Source organism: Streptomyces sp. NBC_00466, assembly GCF_041433995.1.
Taxonomy (GTDB): Bacteria; Actinomycetota; Actinomycetes; order Streptomycetales; family Streptomycetaceae; genus Streptomyces.
Genome location: NZ_CP107896.1, coordinates 1,479,912 through 1,492,518, shown reverse-complemented (window position 1 = coordinate 1,492,518; position 12,607 = coordinate 1,479,912). Strand labels below are relative to the sequence as shown.

Sequence of the window (12,607 nt, the reverse complement as noted above, 5' to 3'; positions counted from 1 at the left end):
CGGTCACCCCTTGACGGCCCCTCCCAGTGCGAAGCCGCCGCCCAGCCGCCGTGAGATCAGGATGTAGAGCACCAGAACGGGCGTGGAGTAGAGGATCGAGAAGGCCGCCAGCTGACCGTAGGCCACCGATCCGTAGTTGCCGAAGAGCGTGAAGATCGTGACGGACGCGGGCAGTTGGTCCGGGCTGAGCAGCAGCATGAACGGGACGAAGAAGTTCCCCCAGAGCATGATGAACGTGTAGATCATCACGACCGTGGCCCCCGGCCCCATCAGCGGCAGCACCACCCGCCGCAGAGTCTGCGCCATGGACGCCCCGTCGGTCCAGGCCGCCTCCTCCAGCACCTTCGGTACGCCGTCCATGAAGTTCTTCATGAGCCAGATGGCGAACGGGAGCTGGGATGTGGCGAGGAAGAGGGCGGTGCCGTACATCGTGTCGATCAGGTTGACCTGGACGAAGAGTCCGTACACCGGGACCATGACCGCGGTGATCGGCAGACAGGTCGAGAAGAGGATCGTGAGCAGGTACGGCCGGTTGAACCGCGAGCGGTAGCGGGAGAGCGGATACGCCGCGAGAGCCGCGCAGACCACCGTCAGCACCGTCGCGCTGCCGCAGAGCACCAGGCTGTTGAGCATCGGGGTGAAGGTGATCTCGTCGGTGAGGACCGCCGAGAAGTTGTCCAGGGTCGGTGACGGCGGCACCCGTACGCGCAGATTCGCCCCGGTGTCGAACGAGGCCAGCACCAGCCAGGCGAGCGGCAGCACGAACGCGGCGGCGACCACGAGCAGCGCCGCGTCAGCGGCCAGCCTGCGCCTGGTGCGGCGGGTCAGCACCGTGTGGACCGGGCGCATCAGACCTCCACCTTCATCAGCCGGAGATAGACGACCGAGAAGAGCGACCCCACCAGGAGCAGCAGCAGCGCCACCGCTGTGCCGTAGCCGATGAGGCTCTTGGTGAACGCCTGGTCGTACATGAAGACCGGCAGCGTCTGGCTGCGGTCGCCGGGGCCACCGCGGGTCATCGCCCAGATCAGTCCGAACACCGAGAGCGTCTGCAGGGTGTTGAGCATCAGATTGGTGCCGATCGAACGCCGGATCATCGGCAGCGTGATGTGCCACACCGCACGCCGGCCGCTCGCGCCGTCCACCTCGGCGGCCTCGGTGATCTCCTGGGGGATCTCGGCGAGCGCCGCCGAGTAGATGAGCATCGAGAAGGCGGTGCCGCGCCAGACGTTGGCGAACGACACGGCGAGGATCGGCAGGGTGAACAGCCAGTTCTGGCCCGGGAGATGGAGCCAGCCCAGCACCGCGTTGAGCGTGCCCTCGCGGCGGAAGAACGCGTACAGCAGAAAGGCCGCGACGATCTCCGGCAGCACCCAGGCCGTGATGACCAGCGCACCCGTCAGCGTGCGGACGGTGCGCGAGGCGCGGCGCATCAGACCGGCCAGCGCCAGCCCCAGCGTGTTCTGGCCGACGACCGACGAGACGAAGGTGAAGACCAGCGTGAGCCACACGGCGTTGCGGAACCGCGCGTCGGCGAGCGCCCGCCGGAAGTTGGCCAGGCCCACGAAATCCGTATGGGACGAGCCGGTGAGCTGCATATTGGTGAAGGCGATGTAGACGCAGTAGCAGATGGGCCCCGCCAGGAAGAGCACCAGCAGAAGCGTGGCGGGGGCCAGCGGCAGCCAGCGGACCGGCTGCCGCCGCCCTCCCGTCACGGTGCTCGTCCGGCTCGCGGTGCTCATCCGGTCCTGTCGACGACCGCGCCGCCGGTGACCGACTTCAGCTGGTCGTCGTACGACTTCGCCGCACCGGCCGGGGTCGAGTCACCGGTGGTCACCGACTCCAGGGCCTCGCCGATCGCGGACGACACCTGCGGATAGACGGGCAGCGCGGGCCGGTAGTGGGTGTTCTTCACCAGGGAGGTGAAGAACTTGATGCCCGGCATGGAGTTCAGGTACTTCGGGTCCGCCGCCACGTCGTCGCGCACCGCGATCTGCGCGTCGGCCACATCCCACTGGACGGCGTTCTCCTTCTGCTGCATCTGCTGCAGGAACTCCCAGGCGAGCGCGGCGTTCCTGGACTTCTGCGGGATCGCCCAGGTCCACCCGCCGGACATCGAGACCTCACCCGGCGCCTGCCCGTGCTGGGTGGGCATCGGCGCCTGCCCGAGCGTCGTACTCCACTGCGGCCACGTCTTGGTGCCCTTGGCGAGCCAGAACTGCCCGAGCCAGGAGCCGTCCAGATCGATGGCCAGCTTCCCCTGCGGCAGCCACTCGGTGCCCACCGTCGTGCTGATGTTGGGATCGAGGGCGTCCGACGGGTCGGGGCCCAGCTTCTCGCCGTACACCGTGTGTACGAAGTCGAGCGCGTCCTTGAAGCCCTTGCCCCCGGCGACCCACTTCTTCGCCGCCGGGTCGTAGAGCGGGTTGTCGCCGGTCCCGTACAGCAGGGGCTCGAAGCCCTGCATCACCGCGACCTCGCCGGGCGCCTTGCCGGTGTAGACGTTCAGCGGGATGACGCCCGGAAGCCTCTTCTTGATGGTGCGGGCGGCGTCCAGGACGTCCGCCCAGGTCCTCGGGTGCCAGTCGGCGGGCAGCCCCGCCTTGGCGAACAGGTCCTTGTTGAACCAGAGTCCGCGGGTGTCCGTCCCGTCCGGGACGCCGTACGTCTTCCCGTCCCCGGCCTTCGCCGCCGACTTCGCGGTGTCCACGAAATGGCTCCAGGCCGGCCACTTCGCCAGGTAGTCGTCCAGCGGGCGCAGATACCCCGCCTTGATGTCGGAGTTGATCCGGAACGTGTCCTCGTAGACCAGGTCGGGCGCCGTCCTGGGGGAGCGCATCATCTGCTGCGCCTTGGTCGCGTAGTCGTCGTCCGGCGCCTGGATGGGGACGAGTTCGATCTTCTTGCCGGGGTGTGCCTTCTCGAACTGCTTCTTCATGGACTGCAGGAACTTGTCCTTGAAGCGGACGTTGTTGTCCGTCGACCGGTTGTAGACGACCTTGACGGTGTCTGGATCGCTGCCGGATCCGCTGCCGCAGGCGGTGAGCGATCCCGCGGCGAGAACGGTGGCTGCGGCGGCGAGGATGAGCGGGGCGGTGGGGCGCACTGGCACGACCTCCTCTGGCGCGAACCGCGGTCAGCGGCTGCCCGGCGAAGGTATGGCGGCCCGCAATTCAAGGTCAATGCCCGTGCATGACAACGTTGTTGAGCCGCTGGTTGCCGCGCCGCGCGAAAGGCCGGTACGCGCCGCTACGGGCTGCTCAGCCAGCGGTACTGCAGCTCCGGCCGCCCGATCTGCCCGTACTGCGGACGGCGCTCGGCCCGGCCGGTCGTCACCAGATGCTCCAGATAGCGGCGCGCGGTGATCCGCGAGATACCGACCGCCTCCCCGGTCGCGGTGGCCGTGGTCCCGCCGGCCGCCGCCCGCAGCGTGCGGGTCACGGCCTCCAGCGTCGGCGCGCTCAACCCCTTGGGAAGCGAGGCCGGTTCGGGCGTACGCAGGGTGGCGAGCGCCCGGTCCACCTCCTCCTGGCCGCTGGCCTCGCCCGCCGCCGCCCCCCGGAAGTCGGCGTACCGCACCAGGCGGTCCCGCAGGGTGGCGAAGGTGAACGGCTTCAGCACGTACTGCACGACACCGAGCGAGACCCCCTCCCGTACGACGGCCAGATCGCGCGCCGAGGTCACCGCGATGACGTCAGCGGTGTGCCCCGCGGTGCGCAGCGAGCGGACCAGCTGGAGGCCGTGGCCGTCGGGCAGATGCAGATCGAGCAGCAGCAGGTCGACGGGGGCGCGGTCCAGGATCCGCACGGCCTCCGCCCTGGAGTGGGCCTTTCCGGTCACCGTGAATCCGGGCACCCGGCCCACGTACAGCTCGTGCGCGTCCGCCGCGACCGGGTCGTCCTCGACCACCAGCACTCTGATCACGCCGGGGTCACCTCCTGTCGGACCGGCAGCCGTACGACGAACTCGGAGCCCGCCGCCGTGACCGTACCCCCACTTCGCTGGACGGTCTGCCTGACCAGGGCCAGGCCGAGGCCCCGGCCGGTGCTCTTCGTCGACCAGCCGAGCCGGAAGACGTCGTCGCCAGGGGTGACGCCGGGTCCGGTGTCGATGACCCGGATCAGTAGCTCGCCGTCCGCGGCGCGCACCGTCACGGTGACCCGGGCGCCGTCGCTGCCCTGGGCGGCGTCGACCGCGTTGTCGATGAGGTTGCCGAGGACCGTGACCAGGTCGCGGGCGGGCAGCAGCCCGTCGTCCAGGACGCTGTCATCGGCCAGCACGAGTTCGACCCCGCGCTCGTTGGCCTGCGCCGCCTTGCCGAGCAGCAGCGCGGCCAGCACGGGTTCGTCCACGGCGCCCACCACCCGGTCGGTGAGGGTCTGCGCCAGCTCCAGCTCACCGGTGGCGAACTCCACCGCCTCCGCGGCCCGCCCCAGCTCGATCAGCGAGACGACCGTGTGCAGCCGGTTGGCGGCCTCATGGGCCTGCGCGCGCAGCGCCTGGGTGAAGCCGCGCTCCGAGTCCAGCTCGCCGGCGAGCGCCTGCAGCTCGGTGCGGTCGCGCAGGGTGACCACCGTGCCCCGGTGCTCGCCCGACGAGACCGGACGGCTGTTGACGACCACGACCCGGTCGGCGGTCAGATGCACCTCGTCCACCCGGGGCCCGTCGGCGAGCAGCAGCCCGGTGAGCGGGGCGGGCAGCCCCAGTTCGGCGGCGCTGCGGCCCACCACGTCGCCGCTGAGCCCCAGCAGTTCCCGGCCGCCGTCGTTGATGAGCGCGATACGGCGGCCGCTGTCCAGCATCAGCAGCCCCTCCCGTACGGCGTGCAGGGTGGCCTGGTGGTAGTCGTGCATCCGGCTCAGCTCGGCCGGGTTCATCCCGTGCGTGTGCCGGCGCAGCCGCGCGTTGATGACGTACGTGCCGATGCCGCCCAGCGCGAGGGCGACCCCCGCGAACCAGAGCAGCACACTCACCTGCGCCTGGAGCTGCGCGTCGATCCGGTCCACGGTGATGCCCGCGCTGACCAGGCCGGTGACCTTGCCGTGCGCGCTGCCGTCGGCCCGGATCGGGGTGACGACCCGGGCGGACGGGCCGAGCGTGCCGGTGTACGTCTCGGCGTACGTCCTGCCGTGCAGCGCCTCCGCGGTGTGGCCCAGATAGTGCTCACCGATCCGGGCCGGGTCGGGGTGCGTCCAGCGGATCCCGTGCACGTCCATGATCGTCACGAAGGCCACTCCGGTGGAGCGGCGCACCTGCTCGGCGTACGGCTGCAGCACCGCCGACGGGTCGTCGGAGACGGTCGCCCGGCGCACGGAGGGGGAGAGCGCCACGGCGGTCGCGGCGGCGGTGGCCTGGCGCCGGGCGGCGTCCCGGGCCTGGCGCTGGTCCGACACATAGCTGAACACCGCGCACCCGGCCACGATCACCGCGACCAGCACGACCTGCATCGCGAAGAGCTGGCCGGCCAGGCTGCGGGGCCGTGGGGTGCGTATGTGCATGGCCGACAGTCTGCACGCTGCGAAATGTGTGAACGAAATGCACGCAAGGGTGACCGCGGTCACAGGCTGTTGGAGAGTCGCGGGGATCCACCGGGATGGTCAGGGATGTGGATCGGACGTGGATCGGACCTGGCCCGGGCCTGTACCGGACCTGGACCAGACCTGTACGAGGAGGCAAGCGTGTCCGCAAAGAAGCGGGACCGTACGCACTATCTGTATCTCGCGGTGATCGCCGCGGTGGTGCTCGGCATCGTGGTCGGCTTCGCCGCACCCGGGGTCGCCGTCGAACTCAAGCCGCTGGGCACCGGGTTCGTGAATCTCATCAAGATGATGATCTCGCCGATCATCTTCTGCACGATCGTGCTGGGAGTCGGCTCGGTCCGCAAGGCGGCCAAGGTCGGCGCGGTCGGCGGTCTGGCACTCGGCTACTTCCTGGTGATGTCGACGGTGGCGCTCGCCATCGGCCTCGTCGTCGGGAACGTGCTGGAGCCCGGCTCCGGGCTGCATCTGACCGAGGCGGTGCGGCACGCGGGCGCCGCGCAGGCCACCGGCGGAGGGGATTCCACCGCGGACTTCCTGCTCGGGATCATTCCGACGACGATGGTCTCCGCCTTCACCGAGGGCCAGGTCCTGCAGACCCTGCTGATCGCGCTGCTCTGCGGGTTCGCCCTCCAGGCGATCGGCCCGGCGGGGCGGCCGGTGCTGCGCGGTATCGAGCACATCCAGCGGCTGGTGTTCCGGATCCTCGCCATGATCATGTGGGCGGCCCCGGTGGGCGCGTTCGGCGCGATGGCCGCGGTGGTCGGCGAGACCGGCGTCGACGCGCTGAAGTCGCTGGCCGTCATCATGATCGGCTTCTATCTGACCTGCGCGCTCTTCGTCTTCGTCGTGCTCGGCGCGCTGCTGCGGCTGATCGCCGGCATGAACATCTTCATGCTGCTGAAGTACCTGGGCCGCGAGTTCCTGCTGATCCTCTCGACCTCGTCGTCGGAGTCGGCGCTGGCGCGGCTGATCGCGAAGATGGAGCACCTGGGCGTGAGCAGGCCGGTCGCCGGGATCACGGTCCCGACGGGGTACTCCTTCAACCTCGACGGCACCGCGATCTATCTGACGATGTCGTCCCTCTTCGTCGCCAACGCGATGGACAAGCCGCTGAGCGGCGGCGAGCAGATCTCGCTCCTGCTCTTCATGATCGTCGCGTCGAAGGGCGCGGCGGGTGTTACCGGCGCGGGCCTCGCCACGCTGGCCGGAGGTCTCCAGTCGCACCGCCCGGACCTGGTCGACGGGGTCGGCCTGATCGTGGGCATCGACCGTTTCATGAGTGAGGCGCGGGCGATGACGAACTTCGCGGGGAACGCGGTCGCGACGGTGCTGGTGGGCACCTGGACGAAGGAGATCGACAAGGCGCGGGCGGCGGAGGTGCTGTCCGGCCGGCTGCCGTTCGACGAGGCGACGCTGATGGACGACCGGCCGGAGGGCGCTGAGGCCGATGGCGCTGCTGGTGCCGGTGCTGGCCGTGACGGAGAGGGCGACGGATCCCGGGAGCCGCAGGAGGTACCCGTGCCCGTGTCCCGGGAGGGCGGCAAGGAGGCGGCGCCCCGGGCCTGACACCCGCGTGCGGCAGCCGCGGGGGCGGCTCAGCCCGGCAGTGGCGCGACCGCTGCCGGGCAGCCCGTCCAGTGGTCGTCGACGACGCCCACGGCTTCGAGATAGGCGTAGACGATGGTGGTGCCGACAAAGGTGAAGCCGCGCCGCTTGAGGTCCTTGCTGATCCGGTCGGAGAGCTCGGTGCTGGTCGCAAGAGGGTCGCCGGGCCCCGGCCGGTTGACGACCGGCTTCCCGTCGGTCCACTGCCAGAGGTACGTGTCGAACGAGCCGAACTCCTTCTGTACGGCGAGGAAGGCCCGGGCGTTCTTGACCAGCGAGGCGACCTTCAGCCGGTTCCGTACGATGCCCGGGTCGCCGAGCAGCTCCGCCAGCTTGTCCTCGTCGTACCCGGCGATCCGTACCGGGTCGAACCCGTCCAGCAGCCGCCGGTAGTTGGCCCGCTTGTTGAGCACGGTCGACCAGGAGAGCCCGGCCTGGGCGCCCTCCAGGACGAGGAACTCGAAGAGATAGCGGTCGTCGTGCGAGGGACGGCCCCACTCCTCGTCGTGGTAGGCGGCCATCAGCTCGGAGCTGTCCGCCCAGACGCAGCGGTGTTCGGCGTGCTTCATACGGATTCCCTGGAGGCGCGGTCGGGATACGGGTGCGGTCGGGTCGGGGCGTGCGGTCGGGTCGCGGAGTGCGGACAGGCGGTCGGTTCACATGCTGCCACCCACCACTGACAACTCTCCGGGTCCGTCGCGTCCGGAAGGCGCGCGGTGCGGGACAGGCCGGGTCGGGCCCGCACAGGCCGGGTCGGGCCCGCCGGACCGGCCGCCCGGGGGCGCGGCGAACGGGCCGGGAGACCCTGACGGCTGCGCGGACCGGCCGGGGGACTGGAACGGCGGGACGGGCTCAGGCGGTTTCGGCCATGACGTCGTCCAGCCAGTCGTACACGCGGGCGAAGGCCAGGCGCTGGGCGCCGGCCTGGCAGTGCGCGTCCGCGCCCAGTTCGGCGGTGAACTCCAGCAGCGTCTTCGGGCAGGTCAGCTGCGAGTGGAGCAGTTCGGGCTGGCCCTCGAAGAACACGTCGTCCTGGGCCGAGCACACCAGGGTGGGGCACGTGACCTTCTGGGCGACGCCGTCGCGCAGGTGGTAGTCGAGGAAGGCGGCGAAGACCCCGCGCGGAGTGTCGGCGCCCATGACGTACATGCCCTGCCCGACGAGCCAGCGGATCTTGGGGTCGCGGGCCACGGCCGCCGCCACGGCGGAGTCGAGCTCGGGGTCGTGGCCGGCGCGCAGCCGCCGTTCGGCTTCGGTGCGGTCGAGGGACAGGAAGCCGGCGGACAGGTCGCCCAGGTCGTAGACACCGTCGAGGGCGATGACTGCGGCGAGGCGGTGGTCGAATGCCGCGGCACGCGGCGCGAGCAGGCCGCCCATGCTGTTGCCCAGCAGGGCGGTCCGGGCGGGATCGACTTCGGGGCGGGCGAGGACGTGGTCGAGGACGGGGCCGACCACGTTCTCCCAGTCGGGACGGAACACCAGGCCGTGGTGGTGGCGGGTGCCCGGCTGGCCGGGGCCGTCGAAGGACAGGACGTTGTAGCCGCGCTCGACTGCCGCTGCGGCGCCGCCGAAGTGCATTTCCTCGGCCGTGCCGTCGAATCCGTTGAACATGACCACGGTCGGCCGGGCGGCGCCCGAGTCGTCGGCGCGGTACAGGTACCCGGGCAGTGTGGTGTTCTCGTAGGGGATCTCCACCGGCTCGATGGCCGGGGTGAACAGCGCGGCTGCCTGGCGGAAACACCTCACCGACGCGTCGTACGCGTGCAGGATGCGCGGGTCCGTGGCATCGCCGTGCAGGAAGAACTCGGCGCTTCGGTAGTAGTTCGAAGCGCGCAGGAAGGCGTCCCGGGCGCTGACACGGTGACCGCCGGCCAGGGCCGTACGTCCCTCATCGGCCACCCTGTCGGCGGTGGCGAGCCACTCGTCGTGCCAGCTGTCGTAGTCGCCGGCGGTGATCCGCTGAGTGGTCACCACGACCTCGCCGAAGTCGGCGCCACCGTAGGTGATGTGGCCGAAGGCCCGGAGCGTCTCGAACCAGAACGAGGGGTTGTGCGGGAAGAACAGGGGCTCCACTGGGACTCCTAAAGCAGTTGATGGCTGCGTTTAGCGGCACTGTAGGGTCACCGAAACGGCAAACGCAACTCCTGGCTGCGTTAAGGTGAGGGCATGGAGAAGGAACGAGAGCCGGCCCGCCGGCCCGGTGGCCGTGCGGCCCGCGTCCGCGCGGCAGTGCATCAGGCGGTCGCGGACCTGGTCGGCGACCGTGGATACGGGAACTTCACCGTCGGTGATGTCGCCACCCGCGCGGGCGTGGCCGACACGAGCATCTACCGCCGCTGGGGAAACCTGGAAGCCCTCCTCTCGGACGTGGCCTCCACCCGGCTCGCCGTCACCTCTCCCGCCCCCGACACCGGCAGCCTGGAGGGTGATCTGCGCACCTACGCGGCCACCGTCGCCCGCGATGTCGCCGGGCCGGACGGGATGGCGATACTGCGCCTGGCCATCTCCCTGTCCAACTCGGGACGGCCGGGCCTGGAGGCCCGCGACGCGTTCCTCGCGGAACGCGCCAGCCAGCTGCAGGCCATGCTCGACCGGGCCCGCGACCGGGGCGAACACCCGCCGGACGTCCTCCACGTGCTCGATCTCATCCTGTCCCCCCTGTACATCCGCGCCCTGTTCGGAACGGGCCCGCTCACCCCCGCCTACACCGACGAACTGGTCGACCGCCTGCTACGCCTGCGCACCGCCACCGGAGAGTGAGACGCGGGCGAAAAGCCACCGGCCGGCTCTCGTCCGCCGGGGCGCTCCCATACCCCGGTGGTGACAGCCATCTCGGCGGCTCACACCCGGCTCCCCCTCCCGTGCACCTCCGCTGACCTGGTAAAACGCGCAGCACGGAGCCACGCCGTCCGGCGCGCGTGCCGATATGACGCGGAATGCCCACACTGGGAGGGGCGGACGCAACGCCGACGCCTACCGACGCCCACCGACGCCCCCGAGCAGTCGTCGTACCCCCACCTCGCGGAAGGCAAGGAAGGCCCCATGACATCCACGCCCACATCCCGCGCCATGCAGGTCACCGAGCCCGGCGGCCCCTTCACGCTCGTACGGACCGAACTCCCGGAACCGGGACCTGGCCGCGTCAGGATCGCGGTGGAGGCGTGCGGGATCTGCCACTCCGACGCGATGATCACCGGCGGAATGCTGCCCGGGGTGACGTTCCCCGTGACCACCGGCCATGAGATCGCGGGCCGGATCGATGCGATCGGCGCGGGTGTCGAGGGCTGGGAGGCCGGGGACCGGGTCGCCGTCGGCTGGTACGGCGGCAGCTGCGGCTACTGCGACGCATGCCGGGAGGGCGACGGCGTCAACTGCGACCGGCTGGAGATTCCCGGTGCCGCCTACCCCGGCGGGTATGCCGACACGGTCGTCGTACCGGCGGTCGCCCTGGCCCGCGTCCCCGACGCACTGACCTCCGTCGAGGCGGCCCCGCTGGCCTGCGCGGGCGTCACGGTCTTCAACGCGCTGCGGCGCAGCGCGGCCGGCCCGGGCGACCTGGTCGCGATCCTCGGAATCGGCGGACTGGGCCACCTCGGTGTGCAGTTCGCGTCGAAGATGGGGTTCCGTACGGTGGCCATCGCCCGTGGCGCGGAGAAGGCGAAGCTGGCGCACGGCCTCGGGGCCAGGCACTACATCGACAGCACGGCCGGGAACGTCCCGGACGCGCTGCAGAATCTGGGCGGCGCGAAGGTCGTCCTCGCCACGGTCACCCACGGCCCGGCGATGACGGAGACCTTCGACGGTCTGGGACGGCGGGGCGAACTCATCGTGGTCGGGGCCACCCCCGACGAAATGACCTTCACCGGCCTGCAGTTCATCACCGACACGAAGAAGGTCTACGGCCACGCGTCGGGCACCGCCGTGGACACCGAGGACACCCTGCGCTTCGCCGAGCAGACCGGAGTCCGCTCGTGGACCGAGGAGGCACCACTGGAGGAGGCGGACGAGGCGTTCACCAGGATGCTGTCGGGTTCGGCACGCTTCCGCATGGTGCTCACCACGGGCCGCTAGAACCTCTCGGATCAGGCAGCGTCTTCGCGGCCGACTGCCGTGCTCAGCCACAGTCATGAACCGAGCAAACGTTGCCTGATCCGCCATTACTGTGACGGGCATGTCCAACGGGATCGCCTGGATAGGCGCACACAGCACCACCGACAGATCCGCCTCCGTGTCCGGAATGCTCGGAGGGATATCGCTGACCTGCGCCCGCGGCGTCGACGCGGACGAGTTCCTCATCGCGCTGGGCGCCGACCTCGACGAGCTTGCGGAGCGCACCCCGTACAAGGATCTCGCCCTGCCGGTGGACCGGCGGGGCAGGGCCTTGCCCCACATCAACCCCGTCATGTACGGGACGTGCGGGGACTGGGTGTACGTGCTGGAGGACTGGGGCATGGCGACCTGGTCCACCGGATACCGGGAGGTGGAGTCGATGCGGCCCGGCCCGGAGGAGGTCGTCTGTGTGACGCTCAACTGGGAGTGCCCCCCGAGGACGGTCATCCATGCGCCCGGTGACGGGTGTGTCTGGCGGGCCGAATTCGGGGAGGGTGCCGGCCAGGGATCCGCCCTGGATGCGGCACTTCACGCAGCGGGCGCTGTCTTCCCGTCCATTGGGGACACGGACGCAGCCATCGTGGCGGCGTACTACGAGGAGCACCGGGAGAAGCTCTTCCCGGCTGTGTTCACTGCCGTCGGCAACTACTGCGAACTGTCCATCGACCAGGAGGCTGTCCAGGCCGGGGAGCTGCCGTCGCTGCTGATCCCCATGGTCCTCTGACGGAGGCCCTCACGCCCCGTCTCCCCGCCCCACCGCCGCGCGCACCACCGTGGCCGCCCGTGATGCCGGTACGCCCGCTGTCATCAGCAGGGTGCTGGCTGCCGCCGCTCCGCCCTCCTCCGCCGGGAGGGCCCCTTCGTTGACGGCCTCCATCAGGCCGAACAGCGCCTGCTCATGGACGTACGACAGGGCGGCGGCGCTCAGAGGTGAGGTGAACGCGCCCTCGTCCAGGCCGTGTTGGATCAGCGCCGTGCAGATCTCGCGTACCGGGGTGAGGCGCTGTTTGATGCCCGCCATCGTGACGCTTCGCTGAGCCAGTGCGACCAGCAGCCGGTAGCGGTCGGCGATCTCCCAGACCGCCAGTGTCGCGCGGGCCAGTGCTTCGGCGGGGTCGCTGACGCCTTCGCGGCCCGTGGCGTGGGCCTCGATCACGGCAGCCGTCGCGTTGTCGACGAGTGCGGCGATCAGTGCCTCGCGGCTCGGGAAGTGGCCGTACACCGTGCGGCGCACGACTCCGGCCGCGCGCGCGATCTGGTCCATCGAGGCGTCCGGGTCGTGCAGCAGCTCGGTGAGCGCCACATCCAGGATGCGGCGGCGGTTGGCGTCTGCTCGTCCGGAAGTCACGGGC

At 70.4% G+C, this 12,607-nt stretch carries 12 protein-coding genes; 4 read left to right on the top strand and 8 right to left on the bottom strand.

Annotation, left to right across the window (positions count from 1 at the left end; all coding sequences use genetic code 11):
• Positions 1–3: 3 nt before the first annotated feature.
• The 5 genes from OG210_RS06480 to OG210_RS06460 all read right to left on the bottom strand — a co-directional run bounded on the left by OG210_RS06480 (position 4) and on the right by OG210_RS06460 (position 5,498).
• Positions 4–849, bottom strand: coding sequence for a carbohydrate ABC transporter permease (locus OG210_RS06480; protein ID WP_328331577.1), 846 nt, complete (start codon positions 847–849; stop codon positions 4–6).
• Positions 849–1,742, bottom strand: a complete 894-nt coding sequence (locus tag OG210_RS06475; protein ID WP_328331579.1) for a sugar ABC transporter permease — start codon at positions 1,740–1,742, stop codon at positions 849–851. Before OG210_RS06475 ends, OG210_RS06480 begins: the two co-directional genes overlap by 1 nt.
• On the bottom strand, positions 1,739–3,106 hold the full coding sequence (locus OG210_RS06470; RefSeq protein WP_328331581.1) for an extracellular solute-binding protein: 1,368 nt from the start codon (positions 3,104–3,106) through the stop codon (positions 1,739–1,741). Before OG210_RS06470 ends, OG210_RS06475 begins: the two co-directional genes overlap by 4 nt.
• A 143-nt stretch (positions 3,107–3,249) precedes the next feature.
• A complete protein-coding gene (locus OG210_RS06465; RefSeq protein WP_328331583.1) occupies positions 3,250–3,924 on the bottom strand; it encodes a response regulator in 675 nt (224 codons plus the stop codon).
• Positions 3,921–5,498, bottom strand: coding sequence for an ATP-binding protein (locus OG210_RS06460; protein ID WP_371535244.1), 1,578 nt, complete (start codon positions 5,496–5,498; stop codon positions 3,921–3,923). The genes OG210_RS06465 and OG210_RS06460 overlap by 4 nt, the downstream gene beginning before the upstream one ends.
• A gap of 180 nt (positions 5,499–5,678) precedes the next feature.
• Here OG210_RS06460 and OG210_RS06455 point away from each other — a divergent pair, with 180 nt between their 5' ends.
• The gene (locus OG210_RS06455; protein ID WP_328331587.1) at positions 5,679–7,106 is read left to right on the top strand and encodes a cation:dicarboxylate symporter family transporter; all 1,428 of its coding nucleotides are present in this window, start codon (positions 5,679–5,681) and stop codon (positions 7,104–7,106) included.
• 29 nt (positions 7,107–7,135) lie between these two features.
• On the opposite strand, the gene OG210_RS06450 is transcribed toward OG210_RS06455, so the two are convergent.
• Both OG210_RS06450 and OG210_RS06445 read right to left on the bottom strand, forming a co-directional pair.
• Positions 7,136–7,714, bottom strand: a complete 579-nt coding sequence (locus tag OG210_RS06450) for a DNA-3-methyladenine glycosylase I (RefSeq protein WP_328331589.1) — start codon at positions 7,712–7,714, stop codon at positions 7,136–7,138.
• A gap of 283 nt (positions 7,715–7,997) precedes the next feature.
• A complete protein-coding gene (locus tag OG210_RS06445; RefSeq protein WP_328331591.1) occupies positions 7,998–9,218 on the bottom strand; it encodes an alpha/beta fold hydrolase in 1,221 nt (406 codons plus the stop codon).
• A gap of 93 nt (positions 9,219–9,311) precedes the next feature.
• Between OG210_RS06445 and OG210_RS06440 the strand changes: the two genes are divergently transcribed.
• From OG210_RS06440 to OG210_RS06430, 3 genes are all read left to right on the top strand, one after another.
• Positions 9,312–9,905, top strand: coding sequence for a TetR/AcrR family transcriptional regulator (locus OG210_RS06440; RefSeq protein ID WP_328331593.1), 594 nt, complete (start codon positions 9,312–9,314; stop codon positions 9,903–9,905).
• Positions 9,906–10,187: 282 nt separating this feature from the next.
• The gene (locus OG210_RS06435) at positions 10,188–11,216 is read left to right on the top strand and encodes an alcohol dehydrogenase catalytic domain-containing protein (protein WP_328331595.1); all 1,029 of its coding nucleotides are present in this window, start codon (positions 10,188–10,190) and stop codon (positions 11,214–11,216) included.
• Between the two features lie 100 nt (positions 11,217–11,316).
• The gene (locus tag OG210_RS06430) at positions 11,317–11,979 is read left to right on the top strand and encodes a hypothetical protein (RefSeq protein WP_328331597.1); all 663 of its coding nucleotides are present in this window, start codon (positions 11,317–11,319) and stop codon (positions 11,977–11,979) included.
• Positions 11,980–11,988: 9 nt separating this feature from the next.
• On the opposite strand, the gene OG210_RS06425 is transcribed toward OG210_RS06430, so the two are convergent.
• On the bottom strand, positions 11,989–12,603 hold the full coding sequence (locus OG210_RS06425) for a TetR/AcrR family transcriptional regulator (RefSeq protein ID WP_328331599.1): 615 nt from the start codon (positions 12,601–12,603) through the stop codon (positions 11,989–11,991).
• Positions 12,604–12,607: the final 4 nt, after the last annotated feature.

Excerpts from the sequence above, each read along its gene's own strand:
- OG210_RS06475 (WP_328331579.1), bottom strand. The coding sequence starts at position 1,742 with ATGAGCACCGCGAGCCGGACGAGCACCGTGACGGGAGGGCGGCGGCAG.
- OG210_RS06460 (WP_371535244.1), bottom strand. The coding sequence starts at position 5,498 with ATGCACATACGCACCCCACGGCCCCGCAGCCTGGCCGGCCAGCTCTTC.
- OG210_RS06435 (WP_328331595.1), top strand. The coding sequence starts at position 10,188 with ATGACATCCACGCCCACATCCCGCGCCATGCAGGTCACCGAGCCCGGC.
- OG210_RS06450 (WP_328331589.1), bottom strand. The coding sequence starts at position 7,714 with ATGAAGCACGCCGAACACCGCTGCGTCTGGGCGGACAGCTCCGAGCTG.
- OG210_RS06440 (WP_328331593.1), top strand. The coding sequence starts at position 9,312 with ATGGAGAAGGAACGAGAGCCGGCCCGCCGGCCCGGTGGCCGTGCGGCC.
- OG210_RS06430 (WP_328331597.1), top strand. The coding sequence starts at position 11,317 with ATGTCCAACGGGATCGCCTGGATAGGCGCACACAGCACCACCGACAGA.
- OG210_RS06480 (WP_328331577.1), bottom strand. The coding sequence starts at position 849 with ATGCGCCCGGTCCACACGGTGCTGACCCGCCGCACCAGGCGCAGGCTG.